This window comes from Synechococcus sp. UW179B (genome assembly GCF_900474245.1).
GTDB lineage: Bacteria > Cyanobacteriota > Cyanobacteriia > PCC-6307 > Cyanobiaceae > Synechococcus_C.
Genome location: NZ_UCNZ01000024.1, coordinates 62,192 through 80,379, shown reverse-complemented (window position 1 = coordinate 80,379; position 18,188 = coordinate 62,192). Strand labels below are relative to the sequence as shown.

Annotated in this window: 20 protein-coding genes; 10 read left to right on the top strand and 10 right to left on the bottom strand. The window is 56.1% G+C overall.

Translation table 11 applies throughout. From position 1 onward, the window contains the following. Positions 1-15: 15 nt before the first annotated feature. The 3 genes from DXY38_RS11055 to DXY38_RS11045 form a co-directional block, all read right to left on the bottom strand. Positions 16-909: an MlaD family protein gene (locus DXY38_RS11055; RefSeq protein ID WP_115071682.1), complete on the bottom strand. Its 894-nt coding sequence runs from the start codon at positions 907-909 to the stop codon at positions 16-18. Beyond that, positions 906-1,544 carry a hypothetical protein gene (locus tag DXY38_RS11050; RefSeq protein WP_115071681.1) on the bottom strand — a complete coding sequence of 213 codons (639 nt, stop codon included), beginning with the start codon at positions 1,542-1,544 and terminating at the stop codon, positions 906-908. The genes DXY38_RS11055 and DXY38_RS11050 overlap by 4 nt, the downstream gene beginning before the upstream one ends. Positions 1,545-1,659: 115 nt before the next feature. Then, positions 1,660-2,100: an Npun_F0494 family protein gene (locus DXY38_RS11045; protein WP_115071680.1), complete on the bottom strand. Its 441-nt coding sequence runs from the start codon at positions 2,098-2,100 to the stop codon at positions 1,660-1,662. A 27-nt stretch (positions 2,101-2,127) separates the two neighbouring features. Between DXY38_RS11045 and DXY38_RS11040 the strand changes: the two genes are divergently transcribed. Together DXY38_RS11040 and DXY38_RS11035 are read left to right on the top strand one after the other, a co-directional pair. Then, positions 2,128-2,730, top strand: a complete 603-nt coding sequence (locus DXY38_RS11040) for a nucleoside triphosphate pyrophosphatase (RefSeq protein WP_115071719.1) — start codon at positions 2,128-2,130, stop codon at positions 2,728-2,730. 59 nt (positions 2,731-2,789) lie between these two features. Continuing rightward, positions 2,790-3,047: a hypothetical protein gene (locus DXY38_RS11035; protein WP_115071679.1), complete on the top strand. Its 258-nt coding sequence runs from the start codon at positions 2,790-2,792 to the stop codon at positions 3,045-3,047. A 15-nt stretch (positions 3,048-3,062) separates the two neighbouring features. Here the strand turns inward: DXY38_RS11035 and DXY38_RS11030 are convergent, their stop codons facing one another. From DXY38_RS11030 to psbD, 3 genes are all read right to left on the bottom strand, one after another. Then, entirely contained in the window at positions 3,063-6,287 is a 3,225-nt protein-coding gene (locus DXY38_RS11030) for an autotransporter outer membrane beta-barrel domain-containing protein (protein ID WP_115071678.1), read from the bottom strand. A 239-nt stretch (positions 6,288-6,526) separates the two neighbouring features. Next, positions 6,527-7,915, bottom strand: a complete 1,389-nt coding sequence (gene psbC / locus DXY38_RS11025) for a photosystem II reaction center protein CP43 (RefSeq protein ID WP_115071677.1) — start codon at positions 7,913-7,915, stop codon at positions 6,527-6,529. After that, positions 7,899-8,954: a photosystem II D2 protein (photosystem q(a) protein) gene (gene psbD / locus DXY38_RS11020; RefSeq protein WP_115071676.1), complete on the bottom strand. Its 1,056-nt coding sequence runs from the start codon at positions 8,952-8,954 to the stop codon at positions 7,899-7,901. The genes psbC and psbD overlap by 17 nt, the downstream gene beginning before the upstream one ends. Before the next feature lie 219 nt (positions 8,955-9,173). On the opposite strand from psbD, the gene DXY38_RS11015 reads away from it, so the two are divergent. Both DXY38_RS11015 and DXY38_RS11010 read left to right on the top strand, forming a co-directional pair. After that, positions 9,174-9,710, top strand: coding sequence for a photosystem I assembly protein Ycf4 (locus tag DXY38_RS11015; RefSeq protein ID WP_115071675.1), 537 nt, complete (start codon positions 9,174-9,176; stop codon positions 9,708-9,710). A gap of 29 nt (positions 9,711-9,739) precedes the next feature. After that, the gene (locus DXY38_RS11010) at positions 9,740-10,423 is read left to right on the top strand and encodes a peptidylprolyl isomerase (protein ID WP_115071718.1); all 684 of its coding nucleotides are present in this window, start codon (positions 9,740-9,742) and stop codon (positions 10,421-10,423) included. Positions 10,424-10,433: 10 nt separating this feature from the next. Here the strand turns inward: DXY38_RS11010 and ilvN are convergent, their stop codons facing one another. Continuing rightward, positions 10,434-10,964, bottom strand: a complete 531-nt coding sequence (ilvN, locus tag DXY38_RS11005) for an acetolactate synthase small subunit (protein ID WP_115071674.1) — start codon at positions 10,962-10,964, stop codon at positions 10,434-10,436. Then, a complete protein-coding gene (locus DXY38_RS11000) occupies positions 10,961-11,941 on the bottom strand; it encodes an alpha/beta fold hydrolase (protein ID WP_115071673.1) in 981 nt (326 codons plus the stop codon). The genes ilvN and DXY38_RS11000 overlap by 4 nt, the downstream gene beginning before the upstream one ends. A 37-nt stretch (positions 11,942-11,978) precedes the next feature. On the opposite strand from DXY38_RS11000, the gene DXY38_RS10995 reads away from it, so the two are divergent. The 5 genes from DXY38_RS10995 (at position 11,979) to DXY38_RS10975 (ending at position 15,453) form a co-directional block, all read left to right on the top strand. Beyond that, the gene (locus tag DXY38_RS10995; RefSeq protein ID WP_115071672.1) at positions 11,979-13,172 is read left to right on the top strand and encodes a N2,N2-dimethylguanosine tRNA methyltransferase; all 1,194 of its coding nucleotides are present in this window, start codon (positions 11,979-11,981) and stop codon (positions 13,170-13,172) included. Positions 13,173-13,199: 27 nt separating this feature from the next. Next, complete coding sequence (gene petM / locus DXY38_RS10990; protein WP_006852199.1) at positions 13,200-13,298, top strand: cytochrome b6-f complex subunit PetM; 99 nt, start codon at positions 13,200-13,202, stop codon at positions 13,296-13,298. A gap of 55 nt (positions 13,299-13,353) precedes the next feature. Next, entirely contained in the window at positions 13,354-14,316 is a 963-nt protein-coding gene (locus DXY38_RS10985) for an NAD(P)H-binding protein (protein ID WP_115071717.1), read from the top strand. 72 nt (positions 14,317-14,388) lie between these two features. Next, a complete protein-coding gene (locus tag DXY38_RS10980; protein WP_006852201.1) occupies positions 14,389-14,604 on the top strand; it encodes a hypothetical protein in 216 nt (71 codons plus the stop codon). A 36-nt stretch (positions 14,605-14,640) separates the two neighbouring features. Next, positions 14,641-15,453 carry a methyltransferase domain-containing protein gene (locus DXY38_RS10975; protein WP_244279105.1) on the top strand — a complete coding sequence of 271 codons (813 nt, stop codon included), beginning with the start codon at positions 14,641-14,643 and terminating at the stop codon, positions 15,451-15,453. Here the strand turns inward: DXY38_RS10975 and DXY38_RS10970 are convergent. Further along, positions 15,428-16,063 carry a pseudouridine synthase gene (locus tag DXY38_RS10970; RefSeq protein ID WP_115071671.1) on the bottom strand — a complete coding sequence of 212 codons (636 nt, stop codon included), beginning with the start codon at positions 16,061-16,063 and terminating at the stop codon, positions 15,428-15,430. The two genes, DXY38_RS10975 and DXY38_RS10970, sit on opposite strands and share 26 nt — an antisense overlap. A gap of 392 nt (positions 16,064-16,455) precedes the next feature. Here DXY38_RS10970 and infA point away from each other — a divergent pair, with 392 nt between their 5' ends. Next, positions 16,456-16,725 carry a translation initiation factor IF-1 gene (gene infA, locus DXY38_RS10960; RefSeq protein ID WP_006041809.1) on the top strand — a complete coding sequence of 90 codons (270 nt, stop codon included), beginning with the start codon at positions 16,456-16,458 and terminating at the stop codon, positions 16,723-16,725. Between the two features lie 16 nt (positions 16,726-16,741). Here the strand turns inward: infA and trxB are convergent, their stop codons facing one another. Then, positions 16,742-18,106: a thioredoxin-disulfide reductase gene (gene trxB, locus DXY38_RS10955; protein WP_115071670.1), complete on the bottom strand. Its 1,365-nt coding sequence runs from the start codon at positions 18,104-18,106 to the stop codon at positions 16,742-16,744. Between the last annotated feature and the right edge of the window lie 82 nt (positions 18,107-18,188).

Genomic DNA, 18,188 nt, shown 5'->3' with positions numbered 1-18,188 from the left:
TGGTCCAAGGAAGGGTTAGCCCCCAGGAGATCGTTCCTGACGTGGAATGCGTTGCTCTTCTTGGGTCAGCGAGCTCTGTTTCTCGAGAACGTCTTCACCGCCACCATTAACAGGCTCCAACCAGGAGCCAAACAGATGGCGCAAAATATCAATTAACTCCTGACTGGAACGGGTGAGTTGATCGGCATCCTTGAGCGACTCAACAACCAAAGGTTGGGTTTCTTGAATGAAGGATCGCGTGTCTTGCTCCACAGCCTCGGTCGATTGGCTTACGGCGTGAACATCTTTGGCCACGCTGGCGATCGATTCCCGCACCACGGGGGCCGCGGCTGTGACTTCCTTTTGCAACGACTCCGCAAGACGACGGGTGGAATGAAAGGCTGTGCTGATGCTCCCGTTTTCTGCTGTTAAGGCGGTGGTATTGCGCAGCGTGAGATTCAGAAGTTGTTGAGAGCTGGCCAGCTCTTTGAGCAGGGCATCGATATTGATCGGTTCGTCGTAGCCGATTGTGCGGCCTTGTATCTCCTGGGCTTGTTCCCGTGGTCTGGGATCGGCAGTGATCACGAGATAGGGCTCGCCGATCAACCCCTCTTTGGCGAGGCTTGCCTTGCTGGAAGGCCCGATCAGATGGGCTTTGTTTTCCTCAATCTTGAGCGTGACCTTCACGTCGCCTTGATCATCGAGATGCATCGTTCCCACTTGACCCGCCACGATGCCGGCAATGCGGATGTCTTCTCCGTGGTTTAGTCCATTGACGTCGCTGGCTTTGATGTAGATGTCAACAAAGCGGGTGCCCCAGCGCTGCGCTTTGGCAAACCCCACGAGGACAAACACAACCAGCAGAAGGCCTGATCCCAGGAAAAGAAGACGGTCTTTTCGTCGTCCTTGTTGTCTAGGAGAAAGCGTCATCTGATCAATTCCTTCATGGGCAGAATTTTGGTCACTAGGAACCAGATCAGCTTCAGGCCGATCCCCATCATCAAGCCTTCCATGAGCAAGTTGCTGACGATATAAGTCTTGCGATGGCCCTGACGCAGCGGCCCCTCTGCCCTCCACTGACACCAGGCACAGAGTGCTGCAAGGAAGCCAGCTGAACGCAGGAGTGAGCGCAGCAATTCAACAAAGCTTGTTTTTGCCAACAGCGCTAACAGCTCTATCCCGAGTTCGCTGCGGGGGGTGATCAGGATGCCTGCCAGCAGAGAGGCGCTGAAAAAGATCAGCATCAGCACGATGCCGATCAAGGCTGCTCCCGGAACGGAACGGCGCCAGGCGCGATGACCTGTTGATGCCACACGATCGACCCAGCGTGGGAGCAAAAGGGCCATCCCCAGCACACTCACCAGCAGCGGACCCATCAGCTCAAGCACCAGCAAACTGAGCATCTGCAAGCTCAACGGGCTGGATTCTTTGAGGGTGCCAGTGGAGAGTTGGATCACTCCCACTCCCACGGCGATGCCTGCAATCAGCACAGGACCGGCGCAGCGCTGACCATCGCGCTCTGCCACCAGCAAAATGGTTTTCAACTGGGACTGTTTGGCAATCACCCTTGCTGAATCACCGATGAAAAGTGACCCGACGTTATGAGAATGCCCTCTTTCTGTCGGCTCGTGAGCACAAATTTGTGAGCCTTTTATTGGGTTAATTCGAATCGAGACGAGGTCATAGCCGCGGTCGATGTCGGCGTAGCCAGTGATGCATCACTTGTAAAGCATCTGCGTTTGGAATCTCTCCATCCCAATCGTCCAGGAGGTCTCGCCCCATCGGAGTGAGCCGCACTCGTTCTGTGAGCCCTTGGCCATCCACTTCGCGGCGAAGCACGCCCACTTGAATGAGCCAGATCAGATCGTCTTCCGTGCTCGAGCGAGAAAGAGGTTTGCGGCTGATAGCCATCCAATCCTTTTGGCTGCTGAGCTGGGTGCTGCTTCGGGCTTCGTGTTCTAGGTCGTCATAGAACGCGCGGCGAAAGGGCAGACAGCGCATGGCCTGACGTGCCCGCTTCAAGGCCCGTTCCGATACCAGGGTGGTGGATGAGGTCACGACCTTGCCGCTGTGTGCATCATTCTCCTCCCGCTTGATTCCGAGCGTGGCTGTGGCCAGCATCAAACTGATCGAGGTTGCTTGTTTGTTGTGTTGCTGTTGGCATCCGCGTCTCCAGCCAGACGCCGTCTGTTGGAGCAAGCGCAGATCCCCCATCAGGTGAGGGTGAGCGGCGTGGATGAGGATCAGATTCAGCATCCTGATCCAGCCCAGTTGGTGCAGCTATTGGCGGAGGCCAAGGCATTGGCTGTGCAGCGGACCCTTGCCCAGAGTGCTGAGCGCAATCCCTTGATTACGGCCGTGCTCGGTTGTGATTCGGTGCTTGCGTTTGAGGGCGAGGTGTTTGGTAAGCCTGTGGATGCGAATGAGGCCGTCGAGCGCTGGCAACGGATGCGCGGGCGGTGGGCTGAGCTTCATACCGGACACTGTTTATTGCCCGCATCGCTGGCGCTTTCAAAAAACGGTGCAGCGGCGGAGATGCAGCGCACGTGTGTCACAACCCGTGTGCTGTTTGCCAATCTCACGGATGCGGAAGTGAAGGCGTACGTCGCTTCCGGAGAGCCGTTGCAGTGTGCTGGTGGTTTTGCGCTCGAAGGACGCGGTGGCTGCTGTGTGGAGCAACTCGATGGTTGTTACTCGAATGTGATCGGGCTTAGTTTGCCGCTGCTCCGACGCTGGCTGGCGCTCTCCTAATGCCGTTGTCATTTTTCTCTTGTTGTAGCTAAATCAAAGACAGTTCTTGCGTCGCGACCATGATCAACTGCCTACTTTGCCGCTGTTTTTCACTGCTGATTGTCACGGCAGGAGTCGCGCCTGCATTTGCTTTTGAACCCCTTCAAAAATCCTTTGACGCAACGCCTCAAGAGGCATCCAGCGAGCTCAGCGTTGAAGAGGTGGATTTCTCCTCTGAAGACTTGAGGCAGGCGGAATCCTTAACGGTGACTCCAGCAGCTCCTGGAGAAAAAGGCCGGGCACCGAAGGGATATTCCTTGTTGGATGTTGGTTTTTGAGCCTGGAGCCAATCGTTACCAGGAGTATTTGAGCCCACCGCCGTAGGAAATCTCGGTGCCGTTGCTCCAGAAACCACCGTTAACTCCGCCGTAGATGGAAACGGAATCAGCGGTTTCGATTTCGATGGAGAGGCCGAGATCAAGAGCATTGGCACCGCGGTTCTGGCCAAGCACGTCTTTACTGCCGAGAGCAGGCAGTTCGGAGAAGGAAGCGCTGAGCTCATGCTCTTCATTGGCATCCCCCATGAAGTCGTGCTCGTAGCCGACCGTGAAGCGGGGGATGATGCGATTGGAGTCGTTGAGCCGGATCGGTGTTTCCAATGTGAAGCCGATTCCCCAGAGGAGAGAGTCGGAGGTATGGGAATCCACGGCGAGGTTGAGGGATTGAGCTCCTGATTCCGAAAAGGATCCCTGGTTGTGAATGGCGTAGGAGAGGAAGGTTTTGGGTTTGAGACGGATGGCGTTTGGATCCGTGTTGTCGCCATTGAGAACCCAGTTGTATTGCGCCTCTAATGCAGCTGTGAAGCCATTGCCCTCCCAATCGGCTTCTGCGGTGCGGTTAAGCCCACCGAAGGTCATCTGGCGAGTGGAGTCGTACTGGAGATTCATGGTGCCGAGCAGGCCAGAGAATTTCCAGTCGGCTGTGGGTCGGTAAATCCCCCAAACACTGCCGCCGTAGGTGTCGGAGTTAATGCGTGAATTGGCGTATTCGTAGTTGTAGAGATTGGCCTGCCCGTAGCCAAAGGCACCGCCTGCACTCCACTCGGTAGAGAAGGCGTATTGGAGACCATAAATGGACGAGAAGATGTTGTAGTCGAGTGAAGCAAGATCACTTGTGCCATCGAGGTTGGCCTCGGTGTTGCTGCCATCAAGCAAGAGGCTCCAGCGTGAACCGACGGTTTGTTTGCGCTCGTTGCAGGTCTCAGGGCGTTGGGGCGAATCGGCAGGGATGAGGTTGCCGTCGTCTGTTTTGCAGAAGGTCTGTGTGTAGGTGAGGGGAACGGCGCGGTCTGTGAGAGCGAGGGAGTTTTTGCCGAACTGCTCAATGGCCTCGAGAGCAACCGATTGCATGGAGGCGTAGGGCTCAGCGGAGATGGAATGAAGAGCCTGGTTGAGGTCCTGGCGGGTGGGGATGGAGAAGAGTGCGTTGTAGACGGAGACGAAGTCGGGAGTGACTTTTGCCTGCTTGGTTTGGTTGGTGGTGTAACCGCTGTTGACGCCATTGACGGTGACGGGATCGCCACCGGTGGTGCCGTTGGTGACAACAACCCCAAGGGAGGCTTGACCGGCATCAATGACTTTGGCGACTTGGGTGTTGTTGGCATTGCTGCCGTTTTTGCCGGAGCCGGATTTGTTTTGCTGCTGACAGGATGCAGCGTTGCCTGTATTGGCGGTGCAGGTGTCGGTATTGGTGTTGGTGTTTCCAGAGCTGGCGGTGGTGATGGCACCACCGGTCTGCTTGACCTGGTTGATGACAGTGCTGGGTGATTGGTTGGTCGGGGGTGTCACGACCGCCAAGCTGCCCGTAGGAGTAGCCACTTGTTTTGTGCCTTTTGAAGGGTCGGGATTTTTCGCGACCTGAAGCCAGGCAAATTGAAGTTTGGTGCAGTTTTTCTGGATGTTGGGATCAGGGCTGGTGCAGGTGTCGTAGTAACTCTGATCGATTCTCGCGAAGGCGGGATTGGTCTCTCGAGCAAATAAATAGCCGGAGGAGCCAACAACACCTGAGAGATCAGTTTGGAGATTGAGTTCTCCTCCAGTGCCTCCTTGTCCGGTGACATCAATCGCGGTGTATGTCACCCCTGGTGTGAAGTGGGTACCAGGAATTGAGGAGATGTTGAGATTGCCGCCTAAAATCACAACGCGGTTGTCGCCAGTGATTTTCAACAGGTCGGACGATGATCCATCCACCTCGATATTGAGGTTGGCGTTGGGATTGGTCAGGCCTTGGACGTAATTTCCATCCACCGTGAGGGTGCCAATGGAGTTTCCGGGCGAGACATTGCCTTCATTGATGACATCTCCAAAAATAGTTCCTGAACCCTGCAGTGTTCCCCTGGTTTCTACCGTGGTCTCTGACTTGATAGATCCGATGACTGAGAGTTTCCCGCCTCTAACTATGGTGGCTCCTGTATATGTATTTGTTCCACTCAGAGTCTGAAGGTTGCTACCAGTTTTGATGACTTTGCCTTGCCCTGAGGAATCTTGAACCGAACCGGTAAATACTGCCGGGATTGATGATGCGCTGCCAAGGGATAGATTATTGCCTTCAAGGTCCACCGTAGCGGTACCTTGCGTCGACCTTAGTGAGGCTATTATTTCGTCGCCGCCTAGGATGGCTAGCTTGCTATTGGGCGATAAAAGGTATACATCGGAGGAGTTGGGTATGGCCCCATTGCGGCTCACTAAAGTACCGTTTCCGTTGACAATAGTCTTTCCTGTATAGGTATTTTTGCCACTAATCTCGATAAAGTTAGCGTTCGGCCTGAAGGTGATGTTCCCATATTCGCCTGGCGCGTCACTAAAAATGCCAGAAAATCTAACTTGATATCCATTATTCGTGATTGTATTTTTGTTTGAGCTGTTTAGGGTGAAGTTCTGGGTGTAAGTCTGATTGTCCTGATCAACGGTGAGCGTTCCGCCCTGAAAAATAGGGAAAAGATTGCCGTTTGGGCTTAGGTTTGAGGTTTTGTTGATTCCGGTTCCGGAGCCGATGTTTCCCCCTGAGTTGATGACATTTCCAGCTATGGCCCAGTTTTTATTGGAGTAAATGAAATCATCCGATCCGTTAATTCTCCATATTCCAAAACTGTTTCTGATTATTTGTTTGCCGAGTATTCTCTCGACTGGTCCGCCAGTAGAGGTGAATGAATAATAATCAACCCCAAATGTTTTGTTTAAGCTTATATCGCTTTCGGAGAACTTTTGATTGTTGAATATGCCATTTTGGCCATCATCGATTATGGTTCCATTGAGTATGCCTTCGTTGCCCGTGAAGCCACTAAAGCTGCCATTGGCCGGGTCTAAGAGTTTTACATTGTTCCACCAAGGTTGAGCCCTTATCGTCGATTCAATGTTATTCCATGAGTCTGTGACAAAATCGATGAAGATTGTTTCTTTTTGATTCGTGGATCGGTTGTCGTATTGAATTTCAATTGGTGCGGCTTTTGAGTGGGTTGCTATCCCGCATGCAAGCAATGAGGCTGTAATGCAGGCGGAAAGCCTCGTGTCTGCTTGCATCGTTGTTTGAGTATTGCGTAATTTATTTTATGTTAGATATTCGTCGTGGAATTATAATTTTTTGTGCCACTTGGTCTATTGACCTGTTGTTGTCGCCCTTCAGTTCTATACGCAGGCAGTCGTCACCCCTGTTTTGGTTGCGTGTAGGAAGATTTGCTTTGACGGTTGCTAATTGAAATTTTTGCCAACAAAAAACCCCCACCTTGCGGTGAGGGTTGAGACAGGTGATCAAAGAATGATCAGTCGAGATCAGGCATGGCCAAGGTGGGCTCTGCTTGACGATCGATTCCTTTTTCGAAACCAGCAGCGGCAGCGCGAGCGCGGCCTGCATGCCAGAGGTGACCGACAAGGAAGAAGAAGGCAAGGATGAACTGCGTCGCGGCAAGCCACTGACGGATATTCACGAAGTTCACCGAGTTGGGCTCGGTGATGATGCCTCCAACAGAATTGATCGACGCGTTAGGAGCGTGGGTCATGTATTCAGCGGCGCGGCGAACCTGCCAAGGCTGAATATCGTTCTGAAGCTTGTCGAGGCTCAGGCCGTTGGGTCCACGAAGGGGCTCCAACCAAGGACCACGGAAGTCCCAGAAACGCATCGTTTCACCACCAAAGATGATCTCACCGGTTGGTGAACGCATCAGGTACTTACCAAGACCGGTTGGGCCCATGGCCGAACCGATGTTGGCTCCCATGCGTTGGTCACGCACAAGGAAGGTAAAACTTTGAGCCTGGGATGATTCGGCGTTGGTCGGGCCGTAAAACTCCGAAGGGTATGCGGTGTTGTTGAACCAGATGTAAGCCGAAGCGATGAAGCTCATGAAGCTCAGTGCGCCAAGGCTGTAGCTGAGGTAAGCCTCACCATTCCAGATGAAGGCGCGTCGCACCCAGCCGAAAGGCTTGGTGATCACGTGCCAAATACCACCAAAAATGCAGGTCAAACCAAGCCAGATGTGGCCACCGATGATGTCCTCCATGGAGTTCACACCGATGATCCAACCTTCGCCGCCAAAGGGAGCGCGGAACAGATAACCGAAGATCACACCGGGGTCGAGGGTGGGGTTCGTGATCAAACGAACGTCTCCACCACCCGGAGCCCAGGTGTCATAAACGCCACCGAAGAACATGGCCTTGAAGACCAGGAGCAGGCAGCCCACACCCAAAAGGATGAGGTGATAACCAATGATGTTGGTCATCTGGTTTTTATCGCGCCAGTCTTGGGAGAAGAAAGTGGAGTAGTTCTCCAGAATCTCTGGACCACGAAGAGCGTGATACAGGCCGCCGAGTCCGAGCACGGCAGAACTGATTAGGTGCAGAACACCAACAACAAAGAAGGGGTAGAGGTTAGTGACCTCTCCGCCAGGACCAACGCCATAGCCAAGAGTGGCCACGTGTGGGAACAGGATCAAGCCCTGCTCATACATCGGCTTATCGAAGGTGAAGTGACTCACCTCGAACAGCATCATGGCGCCAGCCCAGAACACCATCAGACCAGCGTGGGCCACGTGGGCACCGAGCAGTCGGCCAGATAGGTTGATGAGACGAGCATTACCGGCCCACCAGGCAAAGCCGGTGGAGTCGAGGTCTTTACCGCCAGTGGCGATAAGACCGGAATTAAAGGGCGTTTCCACGGGGCAGAACCTCTTCAGGGAAGACGAAGTTTTCGTGCGGCTGGTCAGCCGGTGCCATCCAGGCACGCAGACCTTCATTCAGAAGAATATTCTTCGTGTAGAAGGTTTCAAATTCAGGATCCTCAGCTGCGCGGATTTCCTGTGACACGAAGTCATAGGCACGCAAGTTGAGTGCAAGGCCGATGATGCCAATGGAACTGGTCCACAAGCCCATCACTGGCACAAACAGCATGAAGAAGTGCAGCCAACGCTTGTTGGAGAACGCAATTCCGAAGATTTGGCTCCAGAAACGGTTGGCGGTAACCATTGAATAGGTCTCTTCTTCTTGGGTGGGTTCGAACGCCTTAAAGGTGTTCGACTGTTCACCATCCTCAAAGAGAGTGTTTTCCACGGTCGCGCCATGAATGGCGCAAAGCAGTGCACCGCCAAGAATGCCGGCCACTCCCATCATGTGGAAGGGATTCAGGGTCCAGTTATGGAAGCCCTGAAGGAACAGCAGGAAGCGGAAAATTGCAGCCACACCAAAGGAGGGTGCAAAGAACCAGCTGCTCTGTCCCAAGGGGTACATCAGGAAGACACTGACGAACACCGCAATCGGACCGGAGAAGGCGATGGCGTTGTAAGGACGAATGCCGACCAAACGAGCAATTTCGAACTGACGCAGCATGAAGCCGATCAGTGCAAAAGCGCCGTGGAGAGCAACGAAAGCCCAAAGGCCTCCAAGTTGTATCCAGCGGACAAAATCACCCTGGGCTTCTGGGCCCCAGAGCAACAGCAAGCTGTGACCCATCGCATCAGCGGGGGTCGACACAGCAGCGGTCAAGAAGTTGCAACCTTCGAGATACGACGACGCAATGCCGTGGGTGTACCAGGAAGTTACAAATGTGGTTCCCGTTAGCCAGCCACCAATCGAAAGGTAGGCCGTGGGAAGAAGAAGAATGCCGGACCAGCCGACAAAAACAAATCGGTCGCGTTTGAGCCAATCATCGAGGACGTCGAACCATCCCCGCTGCGGCATGCGACCTGCAGCGATCGTCATGAATTGAACGTTGCGGTTAACCCGCATGCATTGGGTTCCCGGCGACCTTAACAATCTTGTTGGGTCATTCGGGGCTTAGATGGCTCAGCTGAAACCCGTTGTATCGGAATGCATCTTCTGGGTTTCTTTCGATTTGAGTCCTCGTTTCGTGGCAATGCTTTGTAGCGGGCTCAGCTGATTGGCTTCGCAGTCCAAAATGACCTTTGATTTTGGGCTTTGATGGCCGCTGAACTGCTCGAACAACCCGTCCTCGGCTCGCGCCGGCTTTCGAACATTCTCGTTGCCTTGATGGTGACGATTGGCGGTATTGGTTTTCTGTTTGCTTCTCTTTCCAGCTACTTGGGTAGGGATCTCCTCCCCCTGGGCCATCCCGCTGGCCTGGTGTTTGTTCCTCAGGGACTGGTCATGGGGTTGTACAGCCTTGCGGCTGCCCTTCTCGCCACCTATTTGTGGGCCGTGATCACGATCAATGTCGGCTCGGGTAGCAACCGTTTTGATCGCTCCGCAGGTGTGGTGACCATCTCAAGGCGTGGATTTCGTAAGCCGATCAGCGTTGAGATCCCCATGAAAGACATCCAGGCGGTGAAAGTTGAGGTGAGGGATGGCTTCAACACTCGGCGCCGGATTTCGCTTCGTGTTCGCGGAAGACGAGACATGCCCCTCACCCGTGTTGGTGAACCCCTCCCCCTGGCCCAGTTGGAACAGGACGGAGCTGAGTTGGCACGTTTTTTAGGTGTGAATCTCGAAGGACTTTGACCTTTTTCTCTTTTATGAAGCGCTCAATCATGCGGACGCTTTTATCTCTTGCTGTCTGCTTGCCACTTCTTGTTGGTTGCTCTCAGTCCAATACAGCGTCAACGGCTTCAGTCCCTACGGGCTGCAGTCAGGCCAGTAGTCCCTGTCTTCAAGGGAAGGCCAATGTGGAGCTCACAACCACCCGCGGGGTGGTCAAGCTTGAGCTCGATGGTGATGCGGCACCTGTGACGGCTGGCAATTTTGTGGACCTTGTCAAAAGAGGTGCGTACGACGGCACCGTGTTTCACAGGGTGATTCGTGAGCCTGTGCCTTTTGTGGTGCAGGGTGGTGACCCCACATCCAGTGATCCGAACACCTCGAAATCTCAGTACGGAACAGGAAGTTTTGTGGATCCAGATAGTGGGCAGGCGCGATTCATTCCCCTTGAGCTGTCATATCAAAATGAAGATCAGCCGCGCTATAGCCGCCAGAGCACCAATCCCAGTGATCTGCAGAAGCTCACGCTGAGTCATGAGCGAGGCGCTCTTGCCATGGCTCGCTCCCAATCTCCCGATTCGGCAAGCGCTCAGTTCTATATCGCCTTACGACCGCTGCCTGAGCTGGATGGCCGTTATGCCGTCTTTGGTCGCGTTACCGATGGCTTGGATGTCGTCGATGCGATCCAACAGGACGACAAATTGCTCAAGGCGAAGCTCCTGACGCCAGGCCTTTGAAAATCAGCCATCAAGCGGGCACACGCGCTCCGCTGATGGCTGATTTCAGCAATTCGGTGTTCACTCCTGAAGCCCGTTCCAGGGCCACCTTCCCGGTTCGGGCGATTTCCAAGATGCCGTAGGGAGCCATCAGGCGTTCTAGGGCCACCAATTTGCCCGGATCTCCCACCACTTCCAGGGTGAGCGCGTCATCGGCCACATCCACCACTTTGGCGCGAAAGACCTGCACCAATTCAAGAATGCCGCTGCGTTGTTCTGCTGGTGCGGCAACCTTCATCAGCATCAGCTCCCGTTCCACTGCAGGGATTTGCGAGAGATCGAGCACCTGGAGCACGTTCACCAACTTGTCGAGCTGCTTGCTCATTTGCTGAAGGGTGTGCTCATCGCCTTCCACCACCATGGTGAGACGCGATTGCCCGTTCGTTTCAGCAGGACCCACCGCCAAGCTGTCGATGTTGAAGCCACGTCTGGCGAACAGGCCGGCGATGCGGCTCAGTGCGCCGGATTCGTCCTCCACCAGGACGGACAGGGTGTGCTTCATGCCCGTTGCTGTGCTTCCAGCGCGCTTGTTCTCCCTAAATTAAGGTCCAGCCAGCGCAAAAGCTCTTGATGGAAGTGTTCGGGGCTTTCATCGTGGGGGCAATGGCCACTGCCGTCGAGCACGCAGAGCTTCAGCCAGGAATGCTGTCTTTGAAGGTTTTCGCCAATCAGCAAAGGCACGAATCGGTCCTGCCGGCCCCAAAGCAAGAGGAGGGGCAGGGGCCGATCCTGCTTGGCTAATCGCTCCAGCAACGCTGGTGCTGTGGCTCCGCGTGGACGCAAGGCCATGCCAACACTCATGGCGCGCAGGCTGCGTGCGGCGGTCCGGCGACGGGCTGGGCTGGCAATCAGCTGATGCAATTCCCGATCGGAGCGGATGGAGCGTGAATATGCCCCTTGGAGCCCCATGCGCAGCAGCGAGGTGCGGCTGATCAAGGGAACGAGAAGTTCGAGTGGCAGCAGGCGGCAGAGCAACGGCACAGCTACATTCCGTAGCCGGCGACGGCGGGGTGACAGCCGCTGTGGCAGCGGCTTGATCAGGGCGGGATCGGGCAGCGGCGCCACAACCACTGCCGTTGTTAATTCAGGCCGAAAGGCCGCGGTGGTGAGTGCGGTGAGACCCCCCAAGGAATTGCCCACCAAGACAGCAGGTTTTTGAACCACCTGTTCCACAAAGGCTGCCAACTGCCGCGCCCAAAGACGGTTGTCCAAGCGGATCTGGGGATGAAGCCCCGGTTGTTCAGAGCGGCCGAAACCGATCAAATCAAGTCCATAAACCCGATATCCAGCCCTTGAGAGCGGGGCCGCGTTGTGCCGCCAATGGCTGCTGCTGGCACCAAACCCATGCAGCAGAACCATCGCCGGGGCTTGGGGATCCCCGAGTACGCGCCAGTGACAGCGGTAGCTCTTCCAGATCCAAATAGCGCTTTCGCCCCATTCGGCACCGTTGGAGGCAGGCTGGAGAGCGGTTGCGTGCACACGCCTGACGGAGTTGAACGCTCACTATCGCGAAGGGATGGCCACATTGCGGCCCGGGAGTGGTTTCTTTCGCCCCGACTCCAGACCGGCGAGAGACCTCTCCGTGTTGTTAGCCGCTTCCACCTTGGAGGGCGCCACCAGAGAGCGTCCCCTGCGCTGGCTTGACCTCATGGCTGGCTGCGGGATCCGTTCGTTGCGCTGGGCGCTGGAGGCGCGAGGAGCGTCCCATCAGCCTGTGGAGCTTTGGGTGAATGACGCCGATCAAGAGCGTGGGCCGCTGCTGGCTGCCAATCTCGAACCGTTGCATGCCTGCGACGGGGTTGTGCTCAACCAGATCCATCAGCCGGCGGAGCGTCTGTTGCGTGAGGCCTATTTGGAGCACCGCTTCTTCGATCTGATCGATATCGATCCGTTTGGCTGCCCAAATGTTTTGCTGCAGTCGACGCTTCAGGCGATGCGGTTTGGAGGCGTGCTGTTGCTTGCGAGCACTGACGGTCGCTCTCCGACGGGGCATGACCGGTTTGCCGCTGTGCGTCGGTTTGGTGCCGCGGCTCGTGCTCATCCATCGAGCTGGGAGCTGGCGCTGCGTCTGCAACTGGCTGCTGTCGCCCGTGAGGCTTGGCTGCTGGGACGGGGCCTCGAACCGTTGTTCAGCTACAGCGATGGCCGCACCTTCCGTGTGGCGGTGCGCATGCGCCAGCGCATCCGTTCCGGTGAGGAGCAGCAGCTGGGCTTCGTCGCCCGTTGTGAGCGCTGCGGGGATCAAGCGGTGCAAGCGATGTTGGACCTCCAGGGGTGGAGGCCCTGCGCCTGTACGGATGGCTGCGGACGCTGGGCGGTGAGTGGTCCGCTCTGGATCGGTCCGATTCAGAATGTTTCCGCGATCAACGGGCTCTTGGAGATCAGTGACCGCTTGGACGCAGGCTTCAACTCAGGGCTTGATGCAGGGTTGAGCAAGGGGCACGACCAGACCCTTGCTCCTCGCAGCAGGCGGATGTTGGAGGGGCTGTTGGCGGATCCCGGTCAACCGGCCTGTTGCTGGTCAACGGCTGAATTGTCTCGACGGTTTCAGCTCAAAGGTCCGCCGGCGATCGAGCCCTTGGTTGCCGCTCTTCGGGCCTCCGGGTATGGCGCCTGCGTGAGTGGAGTGATGGCTGGGCAGGTGCGAACCAATGCGCCTCTCGGCATCTTGTTACGACGATGCGCCGAATTCGGCGGGAAAGATCGTTAAATAGATGTTGATTTTGAATCCCGTTTCATGGCTTCGGAAATTTTCGGAATTGCTGTCGTGTTCTGGGTGTTGATTCCCGTGGGCCTCGCAGGTGGTGCCTTGCTTTTGAAACTCCAAGGCGATTGATGGGCGCGCCTGGCCTTTGCTCCCTTTAGGCTCCACGCTTGCAATGACTGACCCGATGCAGGTTCTGGTGGTTGGTGGGACAGGAACGCTTGGTCGTCAAATCGCAAAACAAGCGATTGATGCTGGCCACAAAGTGCGTTGCGTAGTGCGCTCACCTCGAAAGGCAGCCTTCCTACAAGAGTGGGGTTGTGAGCTCACGCGAGGTGATCTGCTAGAGCTGGCCAGCCTTGATTACGCACTCGAAGGCATGGATGCGGTCATCGATGCTGCCACCAGCCGGCCAACAGACCCCAACAGCATTTATGTGACTGATTGGGAAGGAAAGCTCAACCTGCTCAGGGCTTGTGAGAAGGCCGATGTGAAGCGGTTCGTGTTCCTCTCCCTCCTGGGTGCTGCGAATCACCGCAATGTCCCTTTGATGGACATCAAGCACTGCACCGAGCGTTTGCTGGAAGAGTCAGATCTTGACTACACAATCCTGCAAGGAGCGGCGTTCATGCAGGGCGTGATCAGTCAATTTGCGATTCCAATTTTGGAAAGTCAAACGGTCTGGGTGAGTGGTAGTCCAACCCCGATCGCTTACATGAACACGCAAGACATGGCTCGTTTTGCTGTTGCCGCCGTCGAACTTCCAGAAACGATTCGATGCTCCTACCCCGTCGTAGGTCCCAAAGCCTGGAATACCGGAGAGGTGATTCAGCTCTGTGAACTGGCGAGTTCTCGCTCGGCAAGGGTGTTTCGCGTGCCTGGAGCCTTGCTCAATCTGATGCAAGGCATCTGTTCATTCTTTGAACCGGCCGTAAACGTGGCAGAGCGCCTTGCCTTTGCCGATGTCACCGGTGGCGGGGGCTCCCTTGATGCCCCGATGGAGGCCAGTTATCGAACGTTCGGCCTAGACCTCGATCAAACCACGCAGATGGAGACCTATATCCGTGAGTACTACGACACGATCTTGAAGCGCCTCAAGGATATGGAGGCCGATCTCGACAAGAACGCCAAGAAAAAGCTTCCCTTCTAGGCACCTTGAGTCAATACATAGTGCGCTTGTACTATTTAACCGCTAGGATCGTGTCGTTTTTGGAGAGTTGTCATGTCTGTCGCCCAGGTTAAAAATCTTCAGCGACGGCTCGACAATCTCGCCCGAGAAGCGGAAACGGAGCTCAACCGTGCCTGTGGCCATGAGCTTTGGCAAAGCGTTGGCTTCGACGCGTTTGATGGCATTGAAGATATCGATCGCCGCGCCAGCGCCAATTACTACTACGGGCAATGGCAGACCGTTCGTGAGCTTCAGGATGTTCTGAGCTAGGAGGCTCTGCCTCTTTCAAGCTCGGTCCTGTCCAGAATGGGGAGCACGTACGCCCCGTTGCCGATGTCGTCTTGTTGCGGCCCCACTCCGTCTTCTCTGGATCAGACCCAGGCGGTAGAGGACCGGTACGGTGCTGCCGCAGCGGAACAGGAGGCCTGCCTTTGCACGCCGGTGGCATTCGATCCCTCTTTGCTGAAGCCCCTCCCCCAGGAGGTGGTGGAGAGGGATTACGGCTGTGGGGACCCCACCCGTTGGGTGCGGTCTGGAGATGCTGTGTTGGATCTCGGCAGTGGAAGTGGCAAGAATGCCTTTATCTGTTCGCAGGTGGTTGGGGCGACAGGCCGCGTGATTGGTGTGGACCGAAATGCGGACATGTTGGCCCTCTCGCGTTCTGCTGCCCCCGTGGTGGCAGAGCGGATTGGCTACGCCAATGTTTGCTTTCTCGAGGGTGCCATTGAGGCCCTGGATGCCACCAATGCTCAGGGTGACCCCCTGGTCGCTGATTGCAGCGTGGATGTGGTGCTCAGTAATTGCGTGCTGAATCTGGTGAATCCCTCGGCACGCGAGCTGTTGTTGCAGAACATTCGGCGCGTGCTTCGGCCTGCCGGCCGCGTTGCGATCAGCGACATCGTTTGTGATCGCCCGGTGCCGATGGCTCTTCAGCAGGACGCCGAGCTTTGGAGTGGCTGCATCAGCGGGGCCTGGTTGGAGGAGGCGTTTCTGGAGGATTTCCGAGCGCTAGGGCTTGAGCAGGTGCAATACGCAGAGCGTTCTGAGACGCCCTGGAGGGTTGTGGAGGGAATCGAATTTCGCGCGGTCACGCTCACCGGTGCGTTGCCGAGCGGCTAAGCAGTCGCTGTAGGCGCTGATCTTCCGCCCGGGTGACCTCTCGCCACTTCCCAGGATCGAGGCCTTCGAGGCTCAAACGTTTCTCCCCATCCATCAAGTCGATGGAATGACGAATCAACCGCAGTGTGGGGAGGCCCACGGCTGCGGTCATCCGCCTGACTTGACGGTTGCGTCCTTCGCGGAGTTCAAGACAAATCCAGCAGGTTGGAATCGAGCGGCGTTCGCGAATCGGCGGCTGGCGATCGCCGATTGTCTGTGTCTCGTGCTCCGCCAGCAGCCTTGCTGTGGCAGGACGGGTCAGGCGCCCTTGAATCATCACTCCTCGCTGAAGTTGATCCAGCTGGCGATCGGTAGCGCAACCCTCCACTTGAACCCAGTACTGCCGCCAATGGCCGAAGCGAGGATCGGTGAGGCGTTGCTGCAGCCGACCGTTATCGGTGAGCAACAACAACCCCTCGCTGTCGGCATCGAGGCGCCCAGCAGCGTAAACATCGGGAATGGGGACCCACTCCGCTAAGCATCCCCAGCGGCTTTGCGGTTCAGGTGTGAACTGACTGAGAACCCCGTAGGGCTTGTGAAGAAGAAGGGTCAGTGGTGAGCTCCAAACCAGAAAAGGGCTTCTCCCAAGCTTGAGGCGTCGATGAAATGGTTGTCATGAAGAGGCTTAATCTTCTCTGCTTGCCTCCTCATGAGGGTGCCTGGCGAACCTGTTCCCGCAGCTCAAAATCTGATTGAACCAGAGATGTAAATGCAATCAGGACTGATTCTGACAAATACACACTTCAAAGCTGGTCAATAAGCTAATTCGCATTTTGGCGATTACGCCAGAGATTCACAGCGCCGATAGAAATAAGCAACAGGCCCAGGTCGAGGGAAAGCGGGGGGAGCATCAAAGGGCTGTTAGTAGGGGCATCGACCCTAAAGAGAGTGACGGCGCAATGGTGGAAATGCGTTGGAGGTGGCCTTCTAAACTGGTGTCAATGACGACGTTGACCTTGGCGCATGATTGAGACCTCGGGTGTGATTGAAAAAGAGCAGGGGAACGGGTTTTACCTCGTAACCCTGGAGCAGCCTGCTGGTCACCAGTGCCTGTGCCGTGCCGCCGGAAAGCTCACGAAATTCCGCATCAAACTGCTCGCCGGCGACAAGGTTTTGGTGGAAATCAGTCCCTATGACCTGACCCGTGGTCGGATTACCTACCGCGAGCGCAACGCCGGCGCACCGGGTGGACGTCCAGGCGGTAATCGTCCTGGTGGCCCACGCCGCCGTTAACGCATCGGTTCTTGCCTTATTGGCCCTTGAGAAGGGCCTCGATCGCCCCCTTGAATTCACTGCGCTGTTTCACCCCGCGCCATTGCTGCTGGAGAGACTTATCAAAAAACAGTTGGACCGTTGGGGTGCCGTTAACGCCTGCCTGTTCGGCAATCTCCTGATCGGCTTCGATGTCAATTTCAACGCCTTGAGCCTGTCCATTCAGCTCTGATAACACCCGTTTGAGTTGCGGCTTCAGCACATGACAGGGGCCGCAGCTTGGGGAGCTGTAAATCACGAGCAAGGGCTTGTTGCTGTCGTGATAGAGCTTGCGCAGCGCATAGCTGCCTTTTTGCCATTCAGCGCCGGCGTCATAGGTGGCTTCTGTTGTTGCTTCGATGGTTTGCGGTGCCGTGGCTTTTTGCGGTTCCACCTGCTCACGACGAACGAGGGTGGCCAAGTCGTGGTGGCTTAACCAGCGCTCTGCGGCAAGCGCCGCTTGGCAACCACTGCCTGCAGCCGTAATCCCTTGGCGCCATTCCGCGTCAGCGACGTCACCCGCTGCAAACACCCCCTCGAGGGAGGTCTCGGGTCTGCCGGGTTGAGTGACGAGATAGCCGCGGGGATCGCAATCCAGTTGGCCTTTCAAGAGCTCGGTGTTGGGTGTGTGACCGATGGCATAAAACATGCCACGTACAGCCAGTGTTTCTTCCTGGCCGCTGTCTCGATTGCGGAGGCGGAGGCCGTTCATCCACTCCGTTCCTTCCACATCCAGCACCTCGGTGTTCCAATGCACCGTGATTTGGGGATTGGCTTGAACGCGATCAGCCATGGCGGCGCTAGCCCGTAAGCGCTCCGAACGCACCAATAGGTGCACATGACTGCCGTATTTGGTGAGATACACCGCTTCCTCACAAGCGGAATCTCCACCGCCAACCACCGCCAACTCTTCATTGCGGAACTGGGGAGTTGCGCCATCGCAAATAGCGCAGGCACTGATTCCCTGGCTCCAGAAGCGATCTTCGCTGGGCAAGCCCAGGCGGTTGGCACTCGCGCCAGTGGCGATGATGATCGATTGGGTTTGGATCGTCTCGCCGTCCGCCTGAATGGTGTAGGGACGTTGGCTCAGGTCGATGACGTCAGCATCGGCTTCGAGCAGGTGAGTGCCCCAGCGCTCCGCTTGCGCCTTCATGAGATCCATCAGATCGGGGCCAAGGACCCCATCAGGAAAGCCTGGGAAATTTTCAACATGGGTGGTGGTCATCAGTTGACCGCCGGGGATGCCTCCGCGCTGAAACCCAGTGATGAGCAGCGGATTGAGGTTGGCTCTTGCCGCGTAAATGGCTGCCGTGTACCCAGCCGGGCCGGATCCAACAATCACTAAATTCTCGCTCACGCCCATGGCTTATGCGTATTGAGTATGAGTTGAATCTAAACGGAACCTCTTGGTAATCGCTCCGTTTTTATTGCGAAGCGCCGTGAAA